This window comes from Collinsella sp. TF11-5AC, from assembly GCF_003436775.1.
GTDB lineage: Bacteria > Actinomycetota > Coriobacteriia > Coriobacteriales > Coriobacteriaceae > Collinsella.
In genome coordinates this window covers 106462-129399 of sequence record NZ_QSQO01000001.1, presented here as the reverse complement: position 1 = coordinate 129399, position 22938 = coordinate 106462, and the positions used below count along the sequence as shown (strand labels likewise).

Here is a 22938-nt window from a genome sequence, read left to right as displayed (position 1 = left end):
TCAATGGGTTGTCGGATAAGCGGCAGCGGTTATTTGCCCGCCGTGGCGGTGCCGGAGTGCGAAGGGGCGACGACCTTGAGCGGCTTTACGAGAGAATCCTCGTGCGAAGCCGGCATGGCTATCTCTTCGTTTTTGGCTTTGGTGGACTCGGAGCGAGTGATTTCCTCATCGAGTGCATCGATGTCGGCGTCCTCGACCACGGCATTGAGCGACTCAAAAACGCGGTTCTTGAGCAGCGCAGTGTGCACACCCTCGGTCAGGTCGTGAAGCTTCTTAAACGCACGCTCAAGCTTGGCGTCGCGCTCGTCATCGGAGGTATCCATTCCGAGCATGCTCACGAGCACCTGCTCAAACATCGAGGACTCGCGGTTGGCGGAAGACACGTACTGACGCAGGTTGCGGGGCTCGATATGGAAGCGTGACAGCTCGGAGCAGTAGCGGATGATTGGAAAATCGCGACCATCGACGAGCTCACGATTCTGCGGACTCTTGATGATGCGAATGAGGTCGTTCTCGGCGAGCGAGCGGATAAACGAAATCTCGACGCCCAGCATATCGGGAATGGTCTCAATGGGATGCAGCTTTTGCTTAGTCTCCTTGGGCTCCGTCTTGAGCGGAACATCGGACAGCAAGCCCACCTCGTAAGCGAGCGTTGACAGGTCCGTGGCGTTTTCCAAGCGCTGCTTAATCACGTTGAGCGGCATGTAGCGGGTCTTCTGCAAATGCAGGATGACCTCCAGGCGATCAACGTCCTCCTTAGAGTATTGACGGTATCCCTTAGGCGTACGATGAGGGGTAATGAGCCCCTCATCTTCTAGAAATCTAATTTTTGAGTTCGAAAGATCGGGGTATGCGCCTCGAAGTAGGTTGACGACTTGGCCGATACTCAGATAGTTGCGTTCGGCCATGCCCTACTCACCGGTTTCGATGCGCTCCGGCGTGCTCTCGTGGTAGATGAGCGTAAACGTACCGATCTGGACGGAAGAACCGTCGTGCAGCGGGGCTGCATTGACGATGGCACCGTCGACCCAGGTGCCATTGAGCGAGCCCAAGTCCTCGATGCGAGCGCCGAGGCCCTCGCGGATAATGCGCGCGTGGCTGCGCGATACGGTCATGTCATTGAGGAAGATGCCGTTCGCAGGATCGCGGCCGATGGTGGTCACGTCGTCCTCGAGCTCAAAGGCGGCACCAGTCTGCGGACCCTTGACGATGGACAGAACGGGGGCGGTGATGCGCACGTTGGCCATGAGGTCGGGAACGGTGACGTCGCTTGAAGGCACGCGGAATACGCAGGTAGCGTCAGCAGTCTTATCATTCTGAGGCATATTGTTAACCATGTTGTCCATGACAACCCCTAACTTATCGCGGACGTGCCGCAAATAATGAACCGTACGTAATCATACCCCAACGAATCAGTCTTCGATTTCAGGGTTCAGAAAGTCGATGTCCTCGTCCTCGGGATGCGCGAGAGCCTGTTTAATGGCCACTCCGCCCTTAATGGAATAGATGACAGCCGTGAGCATGGAGAAGATCACGCCGCCGTACACAAAGAAGATGCCGAGGGGCACCGAGCTTCCGTTGAGGCCCGGGAAGGCCGTAAGGGTTGAAGGTAAAAGATGCAGGCCGTCAATAACGGGGAACCCGAGCAGCATGAGCGAGAAGCCGGTCATGAGCAGCGCCGTGGCAATCTTGCCGGGAAACACTACGTCGATGGGGCGGCGGTGATAGTGGCGCACGATGAGCGTGCCGATTCCCAAGTAGATATCGCGCCCGATGATGAGCACGCAGACCCAGATGGGAAGCTCGCCGCGGACTACCAGGCCCAACACGCCGGTAAACAGCAGGGCGCGGTCGCAGACAGGGTCCATCATCTTGCCGAGCCACGAGACCGTTTTGGTCATACGCGCAATCTGGCCGTCCATCCAGTCGGTAGAGGCGGCGACGGCGTAGATGACGATAGCGACGACGCGGTTGTTATCCGTCACAAACAGGTACAGAAAGACCAGCGTAAGGATCAGGCGCGTGAAGGTAATGAAATTGGAGATCGTGAAGATCTTATTCGACGGGTAATCGGAAGTGCCGATAAGCTCCTTTTTGATCTTCTTCTTGATGCCCACAGGACTCCCCCGCTGGTAAACGACAAAACTTTCGATACTATACCCGTTCTGGCGATGTCTATCCAGCGCGAGCATAGAGAGTCCAGACATGTGGAGTGTGCTTCTGGGCTGCGCAGGATTCTGCATTTGTGTGCATCAGCCACCAAAAACGACATTTTTTGGCATCTTTGATGGCCGATGCACACTTTTTGATTCGGTGGTTACATCGATCGGGAAAGTTGTTGCCTTAAGCAAATTAATCATGATGTGCGGGTCGAGAAGGGTTGGCGCCAAAAGACCCCAACGACCGTTACGGCTTCGTTAGAAACGCGCTTCACCATGGATGGTGAACCCGAAAGGTAAGGCGCGCGGGCACGGTGGCTCGGCCCGCGCGCCCGGAAGAGAAAGGATAAGCCCATGGGTTACATGCTCGAGACGCGCGGGCTCACCAAGCGCTTCGGCCGCGGCGACCAGGCGCAGGATGCCGTGGCCGACGTGAGCCTTCATATCCGCGAGGGCGAGGTGTACGGGCTGCTCGGTCCCAACGGCGCCGGCAAGTCGACAACGCTCAAGATGATCTGCGGGATGCTGCGGCCGACGGCCGGGGAGATTCTCTTTGCCGGGCACGCCTGGCGCCGCGAGGACCTTTACGCAATCGGCAGCCTCATCGAGGAGGCGCCGCTCTACCCCAACCTCACCGCGCGCGAGAACCTGCGCGTGCGCACCACGCTGCTGGGCCTTCCCGAGAGCCGCATAGATGAGGTACTCGCCACCGTGGACCTCGTGGACACCGGGAAGAAGCGCGCCGGACGCTTCTCGATGGGCATGCGGCAGCGCCTGGGGCTCGCGCTGGCGCTGATCGCCCGGCCACGCCTGCTCGTGCTCGACGAGCCCACCAACGGCCTCGACCCCATCGGCATCGAGGAGCTGCGCGACCAGATCCGCGGCTTCGCGGCGGCGGGTACGACGGTGATCGTCTCGAGCCACATCCTCTCCGAGGTGCAGCAGATGGCGGACACCATCGGCATCATCTGCGGGGGGCGCCTCGCCTACGAGGATACGCTTCGGCCCGGGCAGGACCTCGAGGAACTCTTCATGAGCTTCTGCCGGGAAGGGCGACGAGCGCGCGGGGAGGTGGCGGCATGACGGGCGAGAAAGGCGGCCTGCTCGCGGGCCTGCGCGCCGAGGCCCTGAAGTCGCGCCACGCGGCGCCGGTTCGCCTGGCCGTGTTCATGGCGCTGCCGATGCCGCTGCTCGGCGCGATGCCCTACCAGGGCGTGCAGATCTTCAGCGCGTGGAACTACTGGTACGCGCTCTTCCTGCCCGTGTCTCTCTCGCTCGTGGTGGCGTGCGTCGCGCGGGCGGACGCTCGCACGCGGATGCGGGGGCTTCTGGGCCTGGGCTTCCCGCTCGGGCGCGCCTGGTGGGCCAAGGCGCTCTGGTGCCTCGCGCTCTGCACGCTCTCGAACCTCGTGGTCTTCGGCATCTACCTCGCGGGATCGGCGTTCTCCTCGCAGGGCCTCACGGCCGCGGGCACGCTCACGATGCTCCTCTGCGCGCTCGTCAACACGGTGACCGCGGCGTGGATGATCCCCACAGGGCTCTTCCTCACGGTGCGGCTCGGCATGCTCGCGGGCATCTTCTGCCCGCTCGCCGCGCAGCTCGTGGGTGGGTTCGCCTGGTCGTTGGTGCCGCTGCCGCAGCTCTTTCCGCCGTCGGCGAGCATGGTCATCCCCACGAGCTTCATCCCCGTGCTGCCGAGCGGCGAGCCACTCGCGGCGGACATGGCGCTCGGCGGGGCGCTCGCGGCGGATGGCGTGCTCACGCTGGCGGGCCTTGCGGTCTGCGCGTTCGCGTTCGCCGCGCTCACGGCGGCGGGCGCGGCCTGGTTCGCGCGCTCCGAGGAGAGGTGATGGCCATGACACGACTCTCCGACCCGACGCCGCGCATGACTCTCTCGCGGGCCCTGCTCTCCGAGGCCCTGCGCCTGGCGCGCTCCCCGCTCACGGCGGTGCACCTCGTCTGCGGCCTGGCAGCCGGTCTTGCCTGCGGCGAGTACTTCTCCGTAGCCCGATGGGACCCGGCGCTGGGCGCGGACGCCTACGTCCAGTTCCTCGGCGCCCTCATGCCGCTCATGTCCGCCATCGTCTGCGGGCTCGCCGTGGACGAGGAGCGCGCTGCCGGGCGCCTCGCCAACCTCACGGCGGTCCCCTCGCGCGTGCGCGCCGTCGCGGCGAAGCTGCTCGCCCTTACGGCGCTCGGTGCCGCCGCGGTGGCCGTGGCGCTCGGCGTGTTCGGGGCCGTGCTCGCCGTCGCCGGGCGCCTGCCGCTTGGGCCCGCTCCGCTTGCGGCCGCCTGGGCGGGCATCGTGCTGGGCAGCCTGCCCCTCTACGCGCTGGGGCTCGGCGTGGCCCTGCGCCTCGGCCGCAACGCCGCCATCGGCGCCGGCGCGGCGGGGGTGCTCCTCGCGTTCTTCTCAGTGGGCGGACTTGCGCACGGCCTCATGACCGGCGAGCTCACCGGTGCCCTGGCGACGTCCCTGAGCTGGGTGCCGCTCGCCTGGCCCGCGCGCCTGGGGTCGCTCGGGGTGGAGGCCTTCATCGACGCCGCACGCGCGGCGGGTCCTCTCCTCACGACTGCGCTCGCTAGCCTCGTGCTCACCCTGGCAGCCGCCGCCGTCCTTCTCGCCTGGTTCTGCCGCTTCGAGGACGGGAGGGCAGATGCGTAGGAAGCCGCTCGCCGCCATGCTCGACCTCCTTTCCGCAGCGCTCGTCCTGGGCGGGAATGCCCTGCTCGACGCCGGCTGGTGGTCGGCGCTGCGCTCGATCGCCGACCGCGTGCTGCCCAACCCTGAGATCGCCATGTGGGCGCCCGCGCCCGAGCCCGGCAGCCACGCGAGCTCCTACGCCGACGCCACTGGGGCGGGGGCAAACTACGTCTACCTGGTGGACGCGGCGGACGACGGAGGCAATGTCCGAGAGCTCCAGCTCATCTTCTTCGGGCGGGAGTCGGACGGCGAGGGCTGGCTCGAGATCGAGGCGCGCGGCGGCTCGGGCGTGCGCTACCGCGCGTGCAACGCGGCCGAGGCGCCCGCGGCTGCGCGCAGAGCTCTGGACCGCTGAGTGCGGCGCTAGTACAATTCCGACGGAAGTTTCAGGAGGTCGAACATGGCGAGGATATTGGCAGTGGATGATGAACGGGCGATCCTCGACGCGCTCGCGCGCGTCCTCGGCCGTGACGGCCATGAGGTCGTCAAGGCAGCGGACCCGACGGCGGTCCTGGGGATGGACCTCTCGCACTTCGACCTCGTGCTCTGCGACGTCATGATGCTGGGGCTCGACGGCTTCGAGCTCGTGCGGCAGATCCGCCCGGACTTCGACGGGCCCATCGTCTTCCTGACCGCTCGCGTGGCCGAGGAGGACGCCGTGGCCGGCTACGGCCTGGGCGCCGACGACTACGTTCGCAAGCCCTTCGGGGCCGCGGAGCTGCGCGCCAAGGTCGCGGCCCATCTACGCCGTGAGCGCCGGCCGCGCTCGCACGCCCTCTCCTTCGGGGAGGTGCGGATCGACCTCGGGGCGCGCGACCTCGCCGTGGGTGGCGAGGCCGTGCCGCTCACGCCCACCGAGTACGCCATCTGCGAGTACCTCGCTCGTCACCCAGGGCAGGTCATGAGCCGCGCGCAGATACGCGAGGCGGTGCTCGGCTGGGAGAGCGACGCCGACGACGCGGCCATATCCATGCAGGTCAGCCGCGCCCGGAGGAAACTCTCCGAGGCCGGCGCCGATCCGATCGCGACCGTCTGGGGGATGGGGTACAAGTGGCAGCTCTGAGGACCGGGGCGCGAGGTCGCCGAGGCATGCCGCTCTCCTTCGTTATCGCGCGCTACTTCGCCTACGCGTTCGCGGCGGTCGCTACGGCGTGGCTCGCCTCGTTCATGGCGCTCTCTGCGGCGATCAACGCGGGCATCGTCTACGAGGCAAGCTGGGGGCCGGCCAATGCGCGCGAGGTCGCGGAGGGCCTGGCACTCGACGGCGTCTGCGGGCAGCAGGACGTGCCGACGGCGTACCGCTACCTCATCCTGAACAAGGACGGATACGTGCTGATGACAGACCTCGAGGGCACGCGGCTCGAGGACGCGACGGAAATGGCCCGTACGGCACTTGCCGCTGATCCGGGCACAGTGGAGATCGAGGGCGGGGGCTCGGGCCTCACCTACGCCGCGTTCCCGCTCAAGGACGGCGGGGCCTGCGCACTCGTCAGCGAGTACCTGCCGCAGTGGGTCTCGCGCGATCTCGCCGGCCTGCTTCCCAACCCGCAGAACCTCATGCTCGTCGGCGCCGCGGCGGGAAGCGCGCTCGCGCTCGCGCTCGTGGCGCGCCGCGCGAGCCGCGTGATCTCGCGTAAGATGGCGCCGCTCGCGGAGGCGGCGGGGCGCGTCGGCGCGGGGGAGCTCGACTTCGCGGTCGGCAGCACCAACGTGCGCGAGGTGAACGACGTCCTCGCCGCGATGGACGCCATGCGGGCCTCCCTCGCCGAGTCGCTCGAGGCCCGCTGGGCCGCGGAGCGGGGGCAGCGCGAGCAGGTGGCGTCGCTCGTCCACGATCTCAAGACGCCGCTCACCGTGCTGCGCGCCAACGCCGACTTCGTGGCGGAGGAGCTGGAAGACGAGAAAGATGCCGACCTCGCGGCCGCCGCGCGCGACATAGCCGGCAGTGTCGAAAGGCTTGACGGCTACGTGCGTCTGCTCATCGAGGCCTCGCGCGGGTCCGGCGGGGCGGAGAGGGCCCCCATGCGGCCGGCCGAGCTCTGCGAGCAGGTCCTCGCCGAGGCCGCCCAGATCGCCCGAGCGCGAGGCGTGACGCTCGACGCAGCCACGGGCCCCGCTGTCGCGGGCACGCCCGAGGCCCCACTCGACCGTACCACCCTGGCGCGAGCCGCCGCGAACCTCGTGGCCAACGCCGCCGAGCACGCGCGCTCGCGCGTGGTGGTCTCCTGCGACGTCGCTGGTGGATACCTCGTCATCGAGGTCGCCGATGACGGACCGGGCTTTTCTCCCGCCGCCCTCGAACGCGGCTGCGAGCGCCTCTTCACAGACGACTCCTCCCGCTCCTCGCGCGACGGAGGCCGCCACTACGGGCTCGGCCTCCACGTCGCCTCCGAGGCCGCGAGCGCCCACGGGGGCTCCGTCTCGCTCGCCAACAGCCCCTCGGGCGGCGCGGTGGCCACCATCGCGGTCCCCCTGTGCGGGGCCTGACGAATCAGGCCCCGCACACTGGCATGCCTCGCAACCAAACGCTTCCCGGATAATTTATGAGGCCGTACTCGTATTCGAGCCTGTCTATCTCGGCGGCGATGGCCTCCGTCATGTAGAAGTTTTTCGTGCGGCCCGTCGACTTCGCCAGGCGGTCGTACCTGTTCGCGAGGTCCTCGGGGATTCTCAGGGCTGCGGTGGCGGTTGCCATGACGCACCTCCCGGTTAGATGTAATACGTGTATTACTTTCTATCACATCACCCGAACCCCGCATCGGCGTACGGCCGCATCTGCTTTTTTACCTTACATTATGTCAACCGGGCCGTGCTCGGCTTGTTCAGCCGGATTAAATCAACCGTTAAATCAATCCAGGCCTGCAAGGGGCGGTGGAAATCCTTCGAGGACTGAGGGCGCCGTCCCCAGGCCGGCTCCTCGATGGCCGCGGCTGAATTCCCCTGACATCGGCTGCGTGGGTTCCGGCACGGGGTTCTGGCACTGCCCCAACGGGGCGCAAGGCTCGGCTGTCGGTCGTACCGGACGGCATACGTTTTGAGACCGGCAAGCTGTTGCCGGCTCGAGGACAGCGGCCCGGTGCACCGGGCCGATCGATAGAGGACTCAGGTTCACAGCGCAGTTTCTTGGGGCTCGCATATATAGGAAGACTTGATCGGCAATCGATTTTAATGAAGTCGACAGCGCAAGTCAGAGCTTTCAACAAACCGCAGGTAAATCCGTGTACCAAAAATTGGTACACGGATTTACCTGCGATGTTCATGCTTGGTCAAAAGCCCATAGGCGATAAATTCATTATTTTAATGCGCACGCCTGAGCTTTTGGCTGAAGTGGCAGTCCGACCGCCGGCAGGCGGCCACGCTATGTCCAAAGGCCACGCCTACTCCCAGTGCCCGGCTACGTCGACGACCCAGTGCTGCCCGTCGAGTTCCTGCCGCAGAGCTACATCAGGGACGTCTTATTGGGGGACGACCACATGGAACCCCGGGAGATCAAGCTGTACGGCTGATCCATCCGTCAACAACATGTCAAAGCCCCAAAACCCAACAGGATCGCGAACGAGGGGATGAATTGACCGCCTGGGTATTTGCGCCCGGGCGGTCAATTTTATCAACCATGGGTGCGATTCTGTGAGGCCATTTTTCTGGCATCCGCCGTTTGCTCCGGTCTCAACGTACCCATCGACCGTTCAGTTATCTTTGCGAACGCGACCACGTGCGCATTTGTCGAACAATCAAATGTCCGACAATGTCTGACGGAGCTGTCAGACATTCACGCACGAACAGGTGAGCTTCGCGAGCGATTGTAGGCAACTAGTAGCCCCAGCTGCGTCTTTGGCGCAGGTTCGACGTCTGACATCTTGAATGGCTGACGTCGAACGAAGCTGGTTGATAACAAGCAGGTGGAATAAACATGGAGCCCGACACCTCTCGCGCAATCGGCGCGCGGCAAGGGTCTGGCCCATCTCATATGTTGCCAACGCTAACGGTGAACCTGAGCGCCCGGGCACATTCTTTGTTGGCTGAAACCGGCATAGCAACTAGCGGAAGGCATCATCGAAGGAGTGTGCTGGAAAGCACCCGTCTCCTTAACTGTTAGAAATGCAAGTTAATAATCTATGTGGCCAATATAATACCGTTGAACCCGCATATCGATACCGCTCAGCCATTCGCCTCGCCCCCGTCGCACGTATCTTCATCCGGTCTGTTACTTTTAATCTAACGATTCTTTGAGGAACGTAGGTGCTTCCAAATGTACTGTCGACTTCTTCTCAAACTGATCCTAAGAGACAAGGCCGCATGGATTTGTACGCTCGTTCTCGCTGCAGCCTTCTCCGTCCCCATTGCGTTCAATTCACCCATCTACGGGCCCTTCTTTATGAAGCAGGGCATGCAGGGCTTTGTCGATGCATTCAATACGCGCGCACCCCGGGCCAACGGCACAGACCTATCGCCAGAGCAGCAAGCTGACGCGGAGCTTGCAAGATACGCGAACGCCGCCCTTGCCGCTCAAACCGACGCCGCCTTTCTCGATTCTGCCGAGAGCTACTACGCGCTCATGGGCGAAGGCTTCCAATCCGGGTCCATCGTGGGAGACCGAGAGACCAATGACGCAGACCTCGCGTATTGCCGTGCCCTGAGCAGCTCCGGCATCACGGATATCCCGGCCTCCGCAAACGACCTGCCATTCCTTTCCTTCCTGCCTTACGCCGTTGCCATGGTGCCGTCTTTCCTTCCCTTCATCCCCTTCCTTCTCTCGTCGATACTCCTGCTCGGGGCCACAAGGCCTGCGACCCTGGCGGCGAAGGCGCCCGCGCCCAAATTCCGGCGCCTTATCCAGATCGTGTTTTCGATAATCGTCGCGGGGACCGCGATGCTCCTCGCCGGCCTCGCACCCGGGGGCATTTACGCCTTGGCCCTAAACGGCTTCGGGCAGATTGGGTACCCGATCGCCTTCTTCCATGACGGCGCGCTTACCACCACGACTGCGGGAAACGTCTTCACAGCCCTGCTTATCGCGCTTCTTGCGGGCGGAACCTTAATATCCGTTTGTTCCGTCGTCCTATCGACCGCAACGAGGCGCGTCCTCGCAGGCCCCCTTACCTCCGCGCTGCTTGTCGCGGCCCCGGTATTCCCGTTACTGTCCGATTCGGCACTGGAGCATAACGCCGCGCTCAATCTCCTGCCGCTGGCCATATTCTCGCCTATCGAGGCAACGGGTTACGTAGGATGCTTCCCAACAGAATTCATTGGCTCCGGTTCAAGCGGTGCATCGATGCTTGCCGTGGCCCTGATATACGTCGCGGTCTTTTTTGCGGTCGGCGCCGTTGCGACACGTTCGCCCAAACAGCCTGGACCCGCGAAAAAGCACCATGGGCTCGAGCTTCTGGACGTGAGCGTTGGATACGGGAGCACGACGATACTTTCAATCGGATCGTTTTTCCTGAGCCCGGGAACGGCGGCGGGCCTCATTGCTCCCAACGGCTCGGGGAAAACCACCTTTCTTGAAGCGCTGTCGGGCCAATTTCCCACCCGTATCCACTCGGGAAGCCTGGTGGCAGACGGAATCAGCCAACGTCAATCAGCCGAATTTGCAGAACTCGTCTACCTGAGCTCTTCGGGTAGCGCGGATCTTTACCCCACGCTATCAGCCCTCGAGCACCTTGCTTTCGTTAGGGAGGCGTGGAAATCGGCCACCGACATCGACTCGCTCTGCGACTCCCTCGGAATCTCCCCATATCTCGACAAGCCGACCCGTAAACTCTCGACAGGAATGAAGCAGCAGGTAAAGCTTGCCATGGCGATAGCGACCGATTGCCCGTACCTCATCCTCGATGAACCGCTGAACGGCCTCGATCCGGGAAAGCGGAAAACCTCCTGCGACGCGATGCGCAGCGAGGTGGCGCGGGGACGCAGCGTGCTCATTTCAAGCCATCTGCTCGACGACCTGGCAGACCTCACCGACTCGTTCTACTTCATCGAGGCCGGCACGCTCGTGGAAAAGATCAAGTCGTCCTCGCAGACGCTCAAGCAGGAATACCTCGATACATACGAGGGAGGTGAATGACATGATAGGCAAGAGCTCTGCAAAGATAGCGATTGTTGGCTTTGTACTTTGTCTTGCAATGGTGCTATGTGCATCATTTGCGACGTATAAGGCCGAGCAATCGTTTATTGATGGCGCTGAAAATGGGTTTGGCATAGACGGGATGTATGTCAACGATGGCGCGACCAGGCCGTCTATGGCGATTCTTGCAGGCGAAGACATGGAATGGCAAATCTGTAATGACGATGGCTCTTGTCTGAGTGGTCGTTTGGCCGCAACGAGCGACCCGAATTCGTTCGATCTTCTCGACAATAATGGATCGGATTGCGGTTCAGTTCACCTGTCGTATGCATCACGAGATGGGATGGACGGCATTCTCTACGTCTCCCACGAGTCTGGCGATTTCAAGATGCGAAGGACTAACCGAGTGCCGGCTTTTTTCGAGGAGTGAGAATTCCCGGCGGTCTGCCGATCAGGCCGCCGGGGTATTGAACCCCGCATTCATCCGTACACACACGGATGAATGCGGGAAGTGTCCGGATGAAGTTGATAATCAAGGAAACAAAGCCGTTCTGCCTGGGACGGCTTTGGCTTGGACTTTAACTACAACATCGCAATCGACACTTATCAGCTCGCGCAACGCGCATGGCCAAATCTCGGACGCTGGTGCTTGGAGGACCTTCGAGATTTACTGGACATCCAAAACGACGACGCACACCGCGTGCTCGCCGACTGCGAAGACGAGATGGCTGTCTTCAATGCGATCAGAAACGGCGTGAAGTCCGGAGAGCTTTCTGTGGAACCGCCGCGCCGTCGCGCGAGCCGACCGGGCAACCCGGGCAATCTGGTCCCGGCTCTCCCGGTCGTATTCCTACGATATCGCCCCTAGATCACCAATGTGTCAGATAAAGAATGAGGCAATGGCTATGATCACGCCTACGGCAGATGCAACGACTGCGCCTTTTTTCCTCTCCTTTAGTCCGACGAATAGGGTTGCCGTAAAGTAAAGGGCGGAAATGCAGGCTATGGCAAGCGAAACGAGTTCCTTGGGCGGTTTCAGCAAAAGGTCGCTAGCAAAGAGTAATGCAAGCAGGGCAAAGCCGATTGTGGTCAAGTATCTCGATTGATTTTGCGACTGCATGGCAACTGCCTTTCAGAACATGTAAGTGAAAAGTCGGTACGATGTCATTGCGGTTGCAAACAAGCCGCCGCCAGGACCGGTTGTCACGAGACCGGCGATAACTTCAGCGGTGCCAGCAAGGTAGGGATCGCGCAGGCAAGCCTCCTCCTTCGCGTTCAGCTTGACCTTGTGAGGGACGGTGCGGTTATTTGCAAATCCGTGAGAATCGCACCACGCCTTGGAATATGAATCCGTGCAGCGTCCGCGCTCAAAAAGGGATATATCGTAATTTTCGTCGTAGTTGTCTCCGACGTAGATCTCGCTGCTCTCGGCGGGAGACCCCTCGTCGGCATAGGCTGCCGCAACGGGCACAAATGGTGTCATGACAAGGGAGAGGCAAAGAGCTGCTGAGACGATGGAGGGCAGGCATTTCTTCATGGCTGGCTCCTTAATCTGGCCTTTGATAGTTACTTGATGTTGCCTCCTTCCGCTTTATATCCGTTGTATTTGGCGTATTTCTTTAATAAGGCAAGAGGTTCTTCCTCTCCTTCGGATAAGCCGATGATGTTTCCTTGATCATCCAGTATGAATACGGACGGAATATGCTCAAGTTCATATTGGTCATACACGGTCTTATCTTAATTTTTGCTGATGGCTCAGGCAAGGCGGGGCTTACGTTCGAGGCGACCAACAATGCCCTGGCCCTACAGAGAATAAACGCCACGAACACGCACGCCGGCGGCTGGGAGAAGTCCGAACTCCGCGGTCGCCTCAATACCGGCGACCTCTGGTCGCTTTTGCCTTGCGAACTCCAGTCCAAGGTGAAGTCCGTCACGAAGATGACCGACAACCTGGGCGGCGGCAAGGCAGGCACCCCCTCGGCCACGACTGACAAGGTCTTCCTGCTCTCGATGACTGAAGTCTACGGTGACCTCCAGTCTGACGGCGCCCAGTACGAGTACTACAAATCCAAGGGCGTGACAACGTCGAACTATTCCAGTGCTTCGTCGAGCAGCTATCACTGGACTCGCTCCGTGCATCCGAGCAACTCCGCGTCCTTCCGCTGTGTCCACAGCAACGGCAGCTATGACTACTACAGCGCGACGAACATCTACTGCGTGTTCCCCGCCTTCTGCTTTTAGCCTCATCTGCAACCAATGAAAAGCCCGTGCGATTCTGAACTGCCTCCCATTTCTTGGACATGAGAAATGGGAGGCTTTCTTTATGCGCGTTGATTTGAGAGTGAAGCATGATATCGAGGCCAGGAAGGCGGCCATAGGGCTCTTCGAGCTCGGGCACGGGTATAAATCTGCCGCGATTGCCCTTTCGCTTCCCGTGGAAGCCGTGAGAAGATGGCAGGAGATATACCGCGCATTCGGGAGCGAGGTGCTGCTGCGCATGGACGGAAAGCAGGGCAGGTACACATACGAGCAGAAGGTCGCCGCCGCCTCCGCCGTCGTCGACGGCGGCATGACGAAGACCGAGGCGATGGCGGCGTTCGGCATAATGTCGATGTCGCCGCTCAAGAAGTGGTGCGCGCTATACCGCCGGGGCGGCGCGGAGGCCCTGCGCCCGAGGCCCAAGGGCCGGCCGAGGGGTTCCAAGGCGAGGCCGCGGACCCGCGAGGAGGAGCTCGAGGAGCGGTGCCGTAGGCTCGAGGCCGAGGTGGCCTACCTAAAAAAATTACGCGCCCTGGTCGAGAGGGACGGGCTCTGACCAGGGCGAAGGCCGAAGCGGTCGCGGCCCTGCGCGCCGAGGGGCACGCGCTCGGGCACCTGCTCGCATGCGCCGAGCTCAAGCGGTCGACCTACTACTACGCCCTCGCGCACCCGCCGAGGCCCACGCGCCCCGAGCTCCGGGAGGCGGCCTCCGAGATCTTCTCGCGCACCGCCAACGGCTGCGGGCACCGGCAGATAGCGATGTGCCTCAGGGCGGAAGAGGGGGCCGTGATAGCCGACAAGACCGTGCTCAAGATGATGCGCGAGATGGGGATTCGCTGCGGTATCAGACGCGAGACGGCCTACCACAGGTACAACTCGTACAGGGGCGTCGTCGGCAGGACGTTCGAGAACGTGATCGCGAGGGATTTCGACGCCGGGGCCCCGTGGCGGAAGCTGGGAACGGACGTCACCGAGTTCAAGGTGGCGGGCGGCAAGGCCTACTGGGCCCCGACGCTGGACTTCTGCACCAAGGAGATCGTGGCGAGCGACATATCGACCACGCCCGACATGGCCCAGCAGGTCAGGATGCTCGACGAGCTGCTGTCCAAGATCCCCGAGGGCGCCGCCCCGACCATGCACTCGGACCGGGGCTGGCAGTACCAGCACGCCTCGTACACATCCAGGCTCGAGGCCGCCGGCATCGTCCAGAGCATGTCCAGGAAGGCGAACTGCATCGACAACGCCGCCACCGAGCAGCTCTTCGGCCACGTCAAGGACGAGTTCTACCGGGGCCGCGAGTGGGAGACGTTCGAGGATTTCAAACGCGACCTGGAGGAATACATAGTCCACTGGAACACGAGCCGGAGGCAGGTAAGATTGAAGGGCCTGACCCCGGAGGAGTTCCGGAATCAGGCCCTCGCGGCCTAGTCGCTATTTAGGGCGTCCAAGATTTGGGACGCAGTTCATTCTGCGCGGGCTTTTCATTTGGCAACCAAACGAACGATTCTCGTCTTGAAGCATAGTTATCGGTTTGAGTAGAAATGGGGTCACACAGCGGCTCTCAGAGCGCCAGCCGAACTCTCCCGCCATTACCGCTGCGGCATCCTCGTATGGAGCCCATCCTGCTTGGCGTTTCGTTGCAACAGCCCACTTGTCCACCGATCTAGTGAACTACTGGAATAAATATAGCGACACGCTTGTTCGTTACAGTCGCTATATCTATGTAAATCGCCGCGATAAATACAGCCTGTACTCGGCTGTATACCAGCTACGCGTATGTAGATTCATATCGCGTTATTAAATCGGCTCAAGCGCGTGCAAAACGCGCAAGTAACCGCAAAAAGCGATTATCGCGTAGGTAGATTATTGGCACCCTGTTGCTTACTGAAAATTAATCAATTGCTTAAAACAAAAAAGGTCAGGCACTAGATGCCTGACCTGCAAACTTCTGGTCGGGACGACTGGATTCGAACCAGCGACCCCTTGACCCCCAGTCAAGTGCGCTACCAAGCTGCGCCACGTCCCGAAGCTTTTGTTTGTTGCTCTGCTCTCGCTCGCAACAGGGAGTATATTAACCCGAAACTTTGTCCTTGTGCAAGAACTTTTTTACAAATTTTGAAGCAAGTCCAAAATTGTATCTGCGAGCTGGGGTTTTGTTAGCACGGGAAGTTCTTGCGTGCCCGCTGTACTCACGATCCACGCCTTGTTGGTATCGGTTCCAAATCCCGAATCGGCGCGCGAGACATCGTTGGCGATAATGGCATCGCAACCCTTGCGGGTGAGCTTTCGCTGCGCGTACTCCACGACGTTATCGGTCTCGGCCGCAAAGCCGATCACGCACCGCTCCCCCTTTTGGCGCGAAAGCTCGGCCAAGATATCGACCGTCTCGACCAGTTCGATGCGATCCAGGCGCTCGTTGGCCTTTTTGAGCTTATGGTCGGCAGGGGCTGCGGGGGTGTAGTCGGCGACGGCTGCGGCACAAATGGCCGCATCGGCCGTCCGGAACGCGTTTAACGCCGCTTGTAGCATCTCTGCGGCGGTCTGCACGCGCAAACAATCCACGCCGCTGGGGACATCGAGCGATGTCGGTCCCAGCACAAGCGTGACCGCAGCGCCGCGGCGAGCGGCCTCCCCCGCCAGGGCGATGCCCATCTTGCCCGACGACCGGTTGCCGATGAAGCGCACGGGGTCGATCGGCTCGTGCGTGGGGCCGGCGGTGATGACGATGCGCTTGCCCGCCAGGTCTTGCGGCACGGGATTGAGCACCTCGCAGATGGCTTCGACAATGTCCTCGGGCTCGCTCATGCGTCCCGTGTCCACGTCGCCGCAGGCAAGGTAGCCGCTGCCTGGTCCCACCACGTGAACACCGCGCTCGCGCAGCGTGGCCATGTTGGCCTGTGTCGCCGGAGCCTTCCACATGCCGTTGTTCATGGCCGGCGCGATCACAATGGGTCGCGGTGTGGCAAGCAGCGTCGTGGAGATGAGGTCATCGGCGATACCGTTGGCCATCTTGGCAATGATATTAGCCGTTGCGGGCGCTACGACCACCAGATCGGGCTCCTGCGCCAGCGAAATGTGGTGGATGGGGTCGGAGGGATCATCGAACAGGCCTACGGCGACCGGTTCATTGGTGAGCGCACGGAAGGTGAGTGGGCCCACAAACTCGGTGGCATACTCGCTCATAACGACCTTGACGCGCGCGCCGCGCTTTTGCAGCAGGCGCACGATATTGCACGACTTATAGGCGGCGATCCCGCCGGTAATGCCCAGCAGGATCGTATTTCCCTCAAGTTGCATTGAATTGTTGGATGCCGCCGTCATCATTTAAGCTTCCTTGCCGGGAAGCACCAGCAGGCGGTGGCAATACGGGCAGTGCGCGATCTCGCTACCGTCGTGGTTGAGGTCGCTCATGGACGATGCCTGCAGTGCGGTGTGGCAGATGGTAGGAATGTTGCCCTTGATGGTCTCGACGGCCAGACCGCGGAACTGCTTGAGCAGGCGCTCGTAGTCGGTGAGCACGTCAGTCGGAAGCGTGGCAGCCAGCGCGGTGCGCTCCTTGGTGGCGGCATCAATCTGTGCCTGGAGGTCGGCGGCCTTGGCGCGGGCGGCCTTGGTGTCGGCCTTCACGCCCTCCTCGAACTTGGCGATGATGGCCTGCGCGCGAGCCTCGCGGTCGAGCGCCTCCTTGTGGGCAACGACGACATCCTTGCGGGTGTGCTCGATCTTGTCAAGACGCTTAGCCAGCGTGGCGAGCTCGTTCTCTAGGTCCTGAACCTCGCGGTAGTCAGAGCCATCAACATGTCGCTTCTTGGCGGCCTCGATGGCGTTGTTGGTCTGAATCTCGGTGGTGTTGAGGTCGTCGAGCTCAATGTCCAGGTCCTTGCGCTGAGCATAGAGCTTGGTCATCTCGGACTTAAGCTTTACATAGGTCTTGCGCTTGGAAGCGAGCTCCTTGAGCTCCGGCATATTGGCAAGTTCGCTCTTGTTGCGGGCGAGCTCCAAATCGATCTGTTGCAGCTTGAGTAGCGTAGCGCCGGCGCTCATAAGTTCTCTCCTTTTGTCACAGTCCACCATTGGCAAGGGTTCAGTATTTTAATCGCATGACGGGGGTCGACCCCGGCGTCAACTGCAGAGTTCATCAAGATATCAACGAACGGCTCCTCGGAGCGGTCGTGGCCGAGCAAGATCACCGCCAGCCCGCGCAAGGCAAGGTCTTGCGCCACGTGGTAGCCCGCCTCACCCGTCACGATGACATCTGCGCCTGCGGCGATGGCGAGCTCGCCAAAGTCGCCCAGGGAGCCGCCCAAAATGGCGACGGTCCGGCACGGGTGATCGGCGTCGCCCCACACGCGAAGGTCGCTGCCAAAGGCCGTGGCGGCACGGTTGGCGAGATCGCGCAGGCTGCAGGCATCGTGGAGGGTCGAGAGTGCGCCCAGACCGGTGAGCTCAGGCTCGTCCACATGCTCCAGCGAGCTCATGGGCTCAGCGCCCAGCAACTCACTCAGGCGAACACGCGCTTCGTGCGAGCGGTCCAGGTTGGTGTGAAGCGAGATGATGCTCACGCCGCAACGAGCTGCCTCGTACAGCGCAGCGCTGCACTGGGGTCGCGCGGAATCGGCCGGACAAAAGGCCTCGGGCGCCTTGATATAGATGGGATGATGCGTCAGTAGCACGTTGGCACCGTCCTCGAGAGCGCGGTGCACGTTGGCCTCGGTCGCGTCGAGGGCGCAGGCAACACCGGTGATCTTTGCAGCGGGATCACCCACAGATAGCCCAACATGATCCCAGCCCTCGGCGTCCGCCTTGGGATAGCGCGCCAGCAGCGCACGTTCAAGCTCGGCGACGATCATGCGGCGCCTACGATCGAGAGCAGCGTCTGGGCAAAGTCGTCCAGATCGCCCGGATTCACGCGGTCGTCGAAGGAGATGCGCAGTGCGCCCAGCGCCTGCTCGCGACCGATGCCCATCGCGCTCAAAACGTGGCTGGGGTCCATGCTGCCGCTCGAGCATGCCGAGCCTGCCGACACCTCAAAGCCGGCGGCGTCGAGCTTGATGATAAGTTCCTCGGAGTCCATGCCGTCGACGTAGATCGAAACCATGCCGGGCAGACGGTCGGCCTGCATGTAGTCGCCCATGGTGGCGTGAATGCGCGGATGGGCCGTAAGCGTGGCGTAGAGCTTATCGGACAGGGCCTGCAGCGTCGCGCGCTCCTCGGCCACATGGGGTGCCAGCTTGCGGGCGGCAGCGGCAAAGGCCAGCTGCGTGCGCAGGTCCTGCGTGCCGGCACGACGTCCGGCTTCCTGTCCGCCGCCAAAGATGCGGGGGCGCAGCGGCGTGCGGGTCTTAACGTAAAGCGCGCCGGATGCCACAGGACCGCCAATTTTGTGTGCAGCGACGGACATGGCATCAACGCCCAGCTCGGCGGCATCGAGCGGAATGTGCAGATAGCCCTGGATGGCATCGGTGTGGAACAGGGCACCCACGGTGTGCGCAGCTGCGGCAAGCTCGCGGATGGGCTGTACCACGCCGGTCTCGTTGTTGGCGGCCATGATGCTCACGAGTGCCACGTCGTCGCCAAGCAAGTCGCCCAGCGCGGCAGGTTCGATGTAGCCCGCACGGCAGGGCTGCACTAGGTCGACGGCAAAGCCGGCGGAACGCAGCAGCGGCAGGTTGTCCAGGATCGAATCGTGCTCGATGGCCGACACGATTACTCGATCGCGCTTGCGATCGCGCTGACGAGCGCCCTCGGCAAGACCGAGAAGCGCCAGCTGGTTGGCCTCGGTGCCGCCGTTGGTTAGGACGATCTCGGACGGGCGGACGCGTGCGCCAAAGCTGCGGGCGATCTCACGACGTGCGGCCTCCAGACGCGCGGCGGCCTTGCGGCCAAGCGAGTGCAGCGAGTTGGGGTTGACGCCGGCAAGCTCGCTATCATCGTACTCACGCTGCGTAAGACGCGCCTCGGCGCGCATGGGCGTCGAGGCGGCATAGTCAAGATTCACGGGTATGCGGTTTTGACCTGCGGTCATAAGGGTTTATGCCTCCTGTGCGGCCTCATTGCCCAGCTTCTGCAGCAGCGCAACCTCGGCGGCGGGATCTTCGGACTTAAATACGGCGGAGCCGGCTACGAGTACGTTGGCGCCGGCCTTGACGACCTCGGCGATGTTCTTGGAAGAGATACCGCCATCGACCTCGATGAGGGGCGAAACGCCGTGACGCTCGCACATGGCCTTAAGCTCGTGGAGTTTGGCAATGGTACCGGGGATAAAACTCTGGCCGCCAAAGCCAGGGTTCACGCTCATCAGCAGCACCATATCGACGACGTCGATGATGCTCTCGAGAACGCAGACAGGCGTTGCGGGGTTGAGCACCACGCCGGCCTTGACGCCGCGCTGCTGCAGATGGGTGAGTGTGCGGTGTAAGTGCGTGGAGGCCTCGTAGTGCACGGTGATCATGTCGGCACCGGCATCGGCGTACCAATCGACGGTCTCGTCGGGGTTCGACACCATCAGGTGCGCGTCGACCGGCACGTCGGTGGAGCGCTTGACGGCCTTAAGGATGTCGACGCCAAAGGTGAGGTTGCCGGTAAAGTGACCGTCCATGACGTCGAAGTGCACATAGTCGGCGCCGGCAATCTTGTCGAGTTCGCCCTTGAGGTTGGCCATATCGGCTGAAAGGACGGACGGAGCGATTTTGATGGAACCCATGGTAGAAGCCTTTCTGCGCTAGTCGGTGAGTCCGTAGAACTCTTGCGATGGGACGCGATCGGTAAGAATCTCGAGCGCCCTATCCAAAGTAACACCGTTGTAGAGCGTTTGCTCCACAGCAAAGGTGAGCGGAATGTCTACACCCAGTGAACGGGCAAGCTCACTGACGCTGCGGGCCGCGACGGCGCCCTCGACCACCATATGCGTACGTGCCTGGTACTCGTCGAGCGAGACGCCGTGGGCAAACTCGTAGCCAAAGGTGCGGTTGCGCGAATGCTCGGAGGTGCAGGTGGCAATGAGGTCGCCCATGCCGGCAAGCCCCATGCAGGTCATAGCCTGGCCGCCGCGGGCGTGCACCAGTCGGCTGATCTCGGCCAGGCCGCGCGTCATGATAAGGGCGAGCGTGTTGTCGCCCGCACCGCTACCGGCGGAGATGCCGCACACGATGGCGATGACGTTTTTCATAGCGCCGCAAACCTCGACGCCGGTCATGTCCTGCGACAGGTAGATGCGGAAGGCCGTGGATAGGAGCAGGTCCTTAAAGGTCTCCCCTACCTGCGGATCTTTGCTGGCGATGACGGCGGCAGAAAGCCCGCCGCGGCAGATCTCCTCGGCATGGTTTGGGCCCGAGAGCGCCGCGACACGCGACTCGTTGCCGATCTCACTGGCGATGACCTCGCTCATAAGCAGGCCGGATTCGGGCTCAATACCTTTGGTGAGGCAGAGCACCGGGGTATCGGCGGCGATGAAGGGTGCTGCCTGATGGCATACGCTGCGCAGGTGCGTGGAGGGCACGGCAAAGATGATGGCCTCGGCACCGTCGAGCGCCTGCGACAGGTCCGTGGCGGCGACAACGTTGCCGGGCAGCTCGTAGTCCACCAGATACCGGGGATTGCGGTGCTCGGCATTGATGCCGGCGGCCGTCTGCTCGCTGTGGGCCCACATGGTCACGCGCTCGGCTCGCGCGGCGGCAAGACCGGCGACGGCGGTTCCCCAGGAGCCGGAGCCAATCAGCGCAACATTCATGACTCTCTCCTACTTATCGTCGGGCTCGGTGACGCGCTTGGTAAACGAGAGCTTGGACTCCTTACCCGTCATGAGCTTTTGGATATTCGCGCGATGGGCCCACACCACGGTGATGCCGATCATCGCCATGCAGAACTTGAGGCCCAGGCTGCTGTACGGAAAGACCGCGCAAGCAGCGATAGGAAGTCCGATGGCTGCGGCAAGCGAACCCACCGACACATACTTGGTGATGGCAACGGCTACGATAAACATGCCCAGCAGCGACAGGCCAATGGGCCAGTACCAGGCAAGGATCACGCCCAGACCAACGGCGATACCCTTGCCGCCGTGGAAGTTGAGATAGGGCGAGAAGATATGGCCCCACACGGCTGCCAGGCAAATGACACCGAGCATCCAGTCGCCGGGGGCTCCGGGCGCCATGATGCTTACGGGGAAGCCATAGCCCACGCCCGCGATGAGCGGACGGGCGATAAGGACGCAGATGGCGCCCTTAAGGCAGTCGAGCAGCAGCGTGAGCGCGGCCACCTTGGGGCCGGCCACGCGCAGCGCGTTGGTGGTGCCGATGTTGCCGGAACCCGCCTTGCGAATGTCCGTGTGGTTGAACACGCGGCCCAGGATCAGGCCAAACGGAATCGCCCCGATAAAGAACGAGACCACGGCGCAGATGGCGGTCAGCAGAATCGGATTATGCATCCTTTTGTTCCTTCTTCCTAAAGAAGAGTCGAATGGGCGTGCCGGCAAAATCGAAAGTCGAGCGCATGCGGTTCTCCACGTAGCGCTGGTAGGTGTCGTTGACCAGGTCGCTGTGGTTGACGAAGAACGTGAACGTCGGCGGGTTGATGCCCGTCTGAGTCACGTAGTGCATGCGCAGGCGGCGCTTGCCGTCCACCACGGTGTGGCCGAACTCGCGCAGGTCGGTGAGGAAGGTGTTGAGGCGCGAGGTGGTGATCTTTTGCGAGCGCGTCTTCTCGGCGGCGTCGACCATCGCCCAGATCTTCTCGACGCTGCGGCCGGTCAGGGCAGAGATGCGCAGGTACTGGGCCCAGGGAGCCATAACGCCCAGACGGCGGTCGACGGTCTCCATGCAGGCCTCGCGCTTGCGGTCGTCGTCGAGCAGGTCCCACTTGTTGAGCAGCACCACGATGGCGCAGCCGCGCTCGATGGCCAAGCCCATGACCTTCTGGTCCTGCTCGGTGACGCCCACAGAGGCGTCGACGACGAGCAGTGCCACGTCGGCGCGATCGATGGCGCGCAGGCCGCGGACCATCGAGTAGTACTCGATGTTCTCGTACACGGTGCTCTTCTTGCGAATACCCGCGGTGTCAACCATGCGGTAGTGCTTGCCGTTGCGCTCCACGACGGTGTCGATGGCGTCGCGCGTGGTGCCGGCAATGTTGGACACGATAGAGCGATCGGCGCCCAGGATGCGGTTGAACAGCGACGACTTGCCGGCATTGGGGCGGCCGATGATGGCGACGTTCAGGGCGTCGGGGAACTCATCGGCGACCTCGTCCTCTTCCTCCGGAAGCAGGGCCACGATATCGTCGAGCAGGTCGCCCGTGCCGTGGCCATGCAGGGCCGAGAGGGGCGTGGGCTCACCGACGCCGAGCGAATAGAACTCCCAGATGCTGTCGTTTTCGCGATCGGGGTTGTCGAGCTTGTTCACCAGCAGAAAGACCGGCTTGTCGCAGCGCTTGAGCATGCGAGCGACCGACTCGTCCTCCTCGGTGACGCCGGTGCGGCCATCGACCACAAACAGGATGACGGCGGCTTCCTCGGCGGCGGCGAGCGCCTGGTCGCGGATGGACGTGGCAAAGACGTCGTCGCTCTTGAGCGGCTCGATACCGCCCGTGTCGACGATGGTGAACTCGCGGCCGTTCCAATCGGCCGTGTGATATGAGCGATCGCGCGTGACGCCGCGAGACTCGTGGACGATGGCGTCCGAGGTCTGGGCCAGGCGGTTAACGAGCGTGGACTTGCCCACGTTGGGGCGTCCGACGACGGCGACGATAGGTTTCATCTG

The 22938-nt window shown here is 62.3% G+C and carries 26 protein-coding genes and 1 tRNA gene; 12 read left to right on the top strand and 15 right to left on the bottom strand.

The genetic code is table 11. The features are described 5' to 3' along the window. Positions 1 to 29: 29 nt before the first annotated feature. The 3 genes from DXD16_RS00640 to DXD16_RS00630 form a co-directional block, all read right to left on the bottom strand. On the bottom strand, positions 30 to 908 hold the full coding sequence (locus DXD16_RS00640) for a MerR family transcriptional regulator (protein WP_117654781.1): 879 nt from the start codon (positions 906 to 908) through the stop codon (positions 30 to 32). A gap of 3 nt (positions 909 to 911) precedes the next feature. Further along, a complete protein-coding gene (locus DXD16_RS00635; protein ID WP_006236002.1) occupies positions 912 to 1346 on the bottom strand; it encodes an FHA domain-containing protein in 435 nt (144 codons plus the stop codon). Positions 1347 to 1412: 66 nt separating this feature from the next. After that, the gene (locus tag DXD16_RS00630; RefSeq protein ID WP_117654780.1) at positions 1413 to 2117 is read right to left on the bottom strand and encodes a CDP-alcohol phosphatidyltransferase family protein; all 705 of its coding nucleotides are present in this window, start codon (positions 2115 to 2117) and stop codon (positions 1413 to 1415) included. 396 nt (positions 2118 to 2513) lie between these two features. Here DXD16_RS00630 and DXD16_RS00625 point away from each other — a divergent pair, with 396 nt between their 5' ends. Genes DXD16_RS00625 through DXD16_RS00600 form a run of 6 tightly spaced genes read left to right on the top strand, consistent with a single transcriptional unit; the run spans position 2514 to position 7350 of the window. Continuing rightward, the gene (locus tag DXD16_RS00625) at positions 2514 to 3242 is read left to right on the top strand and encodes a lantibiotic protection ABC transporter ATP-binding protein (protein ID WP_117654779.1); all 729 of its coding nucleotides are present in this window, start codon (positions 2514 to 2516) and stop codon (positions 3240 to 3242) included. Next, complete coding sequence (locus DXD16_RS00620) at positions 3239 to 4009, top strand: hypothetical protein (RefSeq protein ID WP_117654778.1); 771 nt, start codon at positions 3239 to 3241, stop codon at positions 4007 to 4009. The genes DXD16_RS00625 and DXD16_RS00620 overlap by 4 nt, the downstream gene beginning before the upstream one ends. Then, positions 4009 to 4824, top strand: a complete 816-nt coding sequence (locus DXD16_RS00615; RefSeq protein WP_117654777.1) for a lantibiotic ABC transporter permease — start codon at positions 4009 to 4011, stop codon at positions 4822 to 4824. The genes DXD16_RS00620 and DXD16_RS00615 overlap by 1 nt, the downstream gene beginning before the upstream one ends. Continuing rightward, on the top strand, positions 4817 to 5218 hold the full coding sequence (locus DXD16_RS00610; protein ID WP_117654776.1) for a hypothetical protein: 402 nt from the start codon (positions 4817 to 4819) through the stop codon (positions 5216 to 5218). Before DXD16_RS00615 ends, DXD16_RS00610 begins: the two co-directional genes overlap by 8 nt. 45 nt (positions 5219 to 5263) lie before the next feature. Further along, complete coding sequence (locus DXD16_RS00605) at positions 5264 to 5926, top strand: response regulator transcription factor (RefSeq protein WP_117654775.1); 663 nt, start codon at positions 5264 to 5266, stop codon at positions 5924 to 5926. Between the two features lie 26 nt (positions 5927 to 5952). Continuing rightward, the gene (locus tag DXD16_RS00600) at positions 5953 to 7350 is read left to right on the top strand and encodes a sensor histidine kinase KdpD (RefSeq protein WP_117654774.1); all 1398 of its coding nucleotides are present in this window, start codon (positions 5953 to 5955) and stop codon (positions 7348 to 7350) included. A 4-nt stretch (positions 7351 to 7354) separates the two neighbouring features. Here DXD16_RS00600 and DXD16_RS00595 read toward each other — a convergent pair whose 3' ends face one another. After that, positions 7355 to 7558: a ribbon-helix-helix domain-containing protein gene (locus DXD16_RS00595; RefSeq protein WP_117654773.1), complete on the bottom strand. Its 204-nt coding sequence runs from the start codon at positions 7556 to 7558 to the stop codon at positions 7355 to 7357. A gap of 1554 nt (positions 7559 to 9112) precedes the next feature. On the opposite strand from DXD16_RS00595, the gene DXD16_RS00590 reads away from it, so the two are divergent. From DXD16_RS00590 to DXD16_RS00580, 3 genes are all read left to right on the top strand, one after another. After that, complete coding sequence (locus tag DXD16_RS00590; protein ID WP_117654772.1) at positions 9113 to 10927, top strand: ATP-binding cassette domain-containing protein; 1815 nt, start codon at positions 9113 to 9115, stop codon at positions 10925 to 10927. Between the two features lies 1 nt (position 10928). After that, positions 10929 to 11357: a hypothetical protein gene (locus tag DXD16_RS00585; RefSeq protein WP_117654771.1), complete on the top strand. Its 429-nt coding sequence runs from the start codon at positions 10929 to 10931 to the stop codon at positions 11355 to 11357. Positions 11358 to 11498: 141 nt separating this feature from the next. Continuing rightward, positions 11499 to 11795, top strand: a complete 297-nt coding sequence (locus DXD16_RS00580; RefSeq protein WP_117654770.1) for a hypothetical protein — start codon at positions 11499 to 11501, stop codon at positions 11793 to 11795. A gap of 12 nt (positions 11796 to 11807) precedes the next feature. Here the strand turns inward: DXD16_RS00580 and DXD16_RS00575 are convergent, their stop codons facing one another. Both DXD16_RS00575 and DXD16_RS00570 read right to left on the bottom strand, forming a co-directional pair. After that, positions 11808 to 12047 carry a hypothetical protein gene (locus DXD16_RS00575; RefSeq protein WP_117654769.1) on the bottom strand — a complete coding sequence of 80 codons (240 nt, stop codon included), beginning with the start codon at positions 12045 to 12047 and terminating at the stop codon, positions 11808 to 11810. Positions 12048 to 12059: 12 nt separating this feature from the next. After that, positions 12060 to 12464, bottom strand: coding sequence for a hypothetical protein (locus DXD16_RS00570; RefSeq protein WP_117654768.1), 405 nt, complete (start codon positions 12462 to 12464; stop codon positions 12060 to 12062). 164 nt (positions 12465 to 12628) lie between these two features. On the opposite strand from DXD16_RS00570, the gene DXD16_RS00565 reads away from it, so the two are divergent. The 3 genes from DXD16_RS00565 to DXD16_RS00555 all read left to right on the top strand — a co-directional run bounded on the left by DXD16_RS00565 (position 12629) and on the right by DXD16_RS00555 (position 14614). Beyond that, on the top strand, positions 12629 to 13168 hold the full coding sequence (locus tag DXD16_RS00565) for a DUF6273 domain-containing protein (protein ID WP_117654767.1): 540 nt from the start codon (positions 12629 to 12631) through the stop codon (positions 13166 to 13168). An 82-nt stretch (positions 13169 to 13250) separates the two neighbouring features. Beyond that, complete coding sequence (locus DXD16_RS00560; protein ID WP_117654766.1) at positions 13251 to 13742, top strand: helix-turn-helix domain-containing protein; 492 nt, start codon at positions 13251 to 13253, stop codon at positions 13740 to 13742. Beyond that, positions 13709 to 14614 carry an IS3 family transposase gene (locus DXD16_RS00555; protein WP_199408035.1) on the top strand — a complete coding sequence of 302 codons (906 nt, stop codon included), beginning with the start codon at positions 13709 to 13711 and terminating at the stop codon, positions 14612 to 14614. The genes DXD16_RS00560 and DXD16_RS00555 overlap by 34 nt, the downstream gene beginning before the upstream one ends. A gap of 521 nt (positions 14615 to 15135) precedes the next feature. Here the strand turns inward: DXD16_RS00555 and DXD16_RS00550 are convergent. The 9 genes from DXD16_RS00550 to der form a co-directional block, all read right to left on the bottom strand. Then, positions 15136 to 15212: transfer RNA gene (locus tag DXD16_RS00550), tRNA-Pro, on the bottom strand. 80 nt (positions 15213 to 15292) lie between these two features. Next, positions 15293 to 16507 (bottom strand): bifunctional phosphopantothenoylcysteine decarboxylase/phosphopantothenate--cysteine ligase CoaBC, encoded by a 1215-nt coding sequence (gene coaBC, locus DXD16_RS00545; protein WP_233502558.1) that lies wholly within the window; start codon positions 16505 to 16507, stop codon positions 15293 to 15295. A 3-nt stretch (positions 16508 to 16510) separates the two neighbouring features. Then, on the bottom strand, positions 16511 to 17230 hold the full coding sequence (locus DXD16_RS00540; RefSeq protein WP_117654764.1) for a zinc ribbon domain-containing protein: 720 nt from the start codon (positions 17228 to 17230) through the stop codon (positions 16511 to 16513). Further along, positions 17227 to 18036 carry a Nif3-like dinuclear metal center hexameric protein gene (locus DXD16_RS00535; protein ID WP_117654763.1) on the bottom strand — a complete coding sequence of 270 codons (810 nt, stop codon included), beginning with the start codon at positions 18034 to 18036 and terminating at the stop codon, positions 17227 to 17229. The genes DXD16_RS00540 and DXD16_RS00535 overlap by 4 nt, the downstream gene beginning before the upstream one ends. Then, complete coding sequence (locus DXD16_RS00530) at positions 18033 to 19211, bottom strand: cysteine desulfurase family protein (protein ID WP_117654762.1); 1179 nt, start codon at positions 19209 to 19211, stop codon at positions 18033 to 18035. Before DXD16_RS00530 ends, DXD16_RS00535 begins: the two co-directional genes overlap by 4 nt. A 6-nt stretch (positions 19212 to 19217) precedes the next feature. Next, positions 19218 to 19889 carry a ribulose-phosphate 3-epimerase gene (rpe, locus tag DXD16_RS00525; RefSeq protein ID WP_022095090.1) on the bottom strand — a complete coding sequence of 224 codons (672 nt, stop codon included), beginning with the start codon at positions 19887 to 19889 and terminating at the stop codon, positions 19218 to 19220. Positions 19890 to 19907: 18 nt separating this feature from the next. Then, the gene (locus DXD16_RS00520; protein ID WP_117654761.1) at positions 19908 to 20915 is read right to left on the bottom strand and encodes an NAD(P)H-dependent glycerol-3-phosphate dehydrogenase; all 1008 of its coding nucleotides are present in this window, start codon (positions 20913 to 20915) and stop codon (positions 19908 to 19910) included. A 9-nt stretch (positions 20916 to 20924) separates the two neighbouring features. Further along, complete coding sequence (gene plsY, locus DXD16_RS00515; RefSeq protein WP_117654760.1) at positions 20925 to 21608, bottom strand: glycerol-3-phosphate 1-O-acyltransferase PlsY; 684 nt, start codon at positions 21606 to 21608, stop codon at positions 20925 to 20927. Beyond that, complete coding sequence (der, locus tag DXD16_RS00510) at positions 21601 to 22935, bottom strand: ribosome biogenesis GTPase Der (RefSeq protein ID WP_117654759.1); 1335 nt, start codon at positions 22933 to 22935, stop codon at positions 21601 to 21603. Before der ends, plsY begins: the two co-directional genes overlap by 8 nt. Positions 22936 to 22938 lie beyond the last annotated feature (3 nt).

Coding starts and splice junctions, on each gene's coding strand:
- DXD16_RS00565 (WP_117654767.1), top strand. CDS start 12,629: ATGCTCAAGTTCATATTGGTCATACACGGTCTTATCTTAATTTTTGCT.
- rpe (WP_022095090.1), bottom strand. CDS start 19,889: ATGGGTTCCATCAAAATCGCTCCGTCCGTCCTTTCAGCCGATATGGCC.
- DXD16_RS00640 (WP_117654781.1), bottom strand. CDS start 908: ATGGCCGAACGCAACTATCTGAGTATCGGCCAAGTCGTCAACCTACTT.
- DXD16_RS00575 (WP_117654769.1), bottom strand. CDS start 12,047: ATGCAGTCGCAAAATCAATCGAGATACTTGACCACAATCGGCTTTGCC.
- DXD16_RS00585 (WP_117654771.1), top strand. CDS start 10,929: ATGATAGGCAAGAGCTCTGCAAAGATAGCGATTGTTGGCTTTGTACTT.
- DXD16_RS00530 (WP_117654762.1), bottom strand. CDS start 19,211: ATGACCGCAGGTCAAAACCGCATACCCGTGAATCTTGACTATGCCGCC.
- DXD16_RS00560 (WP_117654766.1), top strand. CDS start 13,251: ATGCGCGTTGATTTGAGAGTGAAGCATGATATCGAGGCCAGGAAGGCG.
- coaBC (WP_233502558.1), bottom strand. CDS start 16,507: ATGACGGCGGCATCCAACAATTCAATGCAACTTGAGGGAAATACGATC.
- DXD16_RS00600 (WP_117654774.1), top strand. CDS start 5,953: ATGCCGCTCTCCTTCGTTATCGCGCGCTACTTCGCCTACGCGTTCGCG.
- DXD16_RS00540 (WP_117654764.1), bottom strand. CDS start 17,230: ATGAGCGCCGGCGCTACGCTACTCAAGCTGCAACAGATCGATTTGGAG.
- DXD16_RS00595 (WP_117654773.1), bottom strand. CDS start 7,558: ATGGCAACCGCCACCGCAGCCCTGAGAATCCCCGAGGACCTCGCGAAC.
- DXD16_RS00635 (WP_006236002.1), bottom strand. CDS start 1,346: ATGGACAACATGGTTAACAATATGCCTCAGAATGATAAGACTGCTGAC.
- DXD16_RS00570 (WP_117654768.1), bottom strand. CDS start 12,464: ATGAAGAAATGCCTGCCCTCCATCGTCTCAGCAGCTCTTTGCCTCTCC.
- DXD16_RS00625 (WP_117654779.1), top strand. CDS start 2,514: ATGGGTTACATGCTCGAGACGCGCGGGCTCACCAAGCGCTTCGGCCGC.
- DXD16_RS00520 (WP_117654761.1), bottom strand. CDS start 20,915: ATGAATGTTGCGCTGATTGGCTCCGGCTCCTGGGGAACCGCCGTCGCC.
- DXD16_RS00590 (WP_117654772.1), top strand. CDS start 9,113: ATGTACTGTCGACTTCTTCTCAAACTGATCCTAAGAGACAAGGCCGCA.
- DXD16_RS00610 (WP_117654776.1), top strand. CDS start 4,817: ATGCGTAGGAAGCCGCTCGCCGCCATGCTCGACCTCCTTTCCGCAGCG.
- DXD16_RS00615 (WP_117654777.1), top strand. CDS start 4,009: ATGGCCATGACACGACTCTCCGACCCGACGCCGCGCATGACTCTCTCG.
- DXD16_RS00620 (WP_117654778.1), top strand. CDS start 3,239: ATGACGGGCGAGAAAGGCGGCCTGCTCGCGGGCCTGCGCGCCGAGGCC.
- plsY (WP_117654760.1), bottom strand. CDS start 21,608: ATGCATAATCCGATTCTGCTGACCGCCATCTGCGCCGTGGTCTCGTTC.
- DXD16_RS00605 (WP_117654775.1), top strand. CDS start 5,264: ATGGCGAGGATATTGGCAGTGGATGATGAACGGGCGATCCTCGACGCG.
- der (WP_117654759.1), bottom strand. CDS start 22,935: ATGAAACCTATCGTCGCCGTCGTCGGACGCCCCAACGTGGGCAAGTCC.
- DXD16_RS00535 (WP_117654763.1), bottom strand. CDS start 18,036: ATGATCGTCGCCGAGCTTGAACGTGCGCTGCTGGCGCGCTATCCCAAG.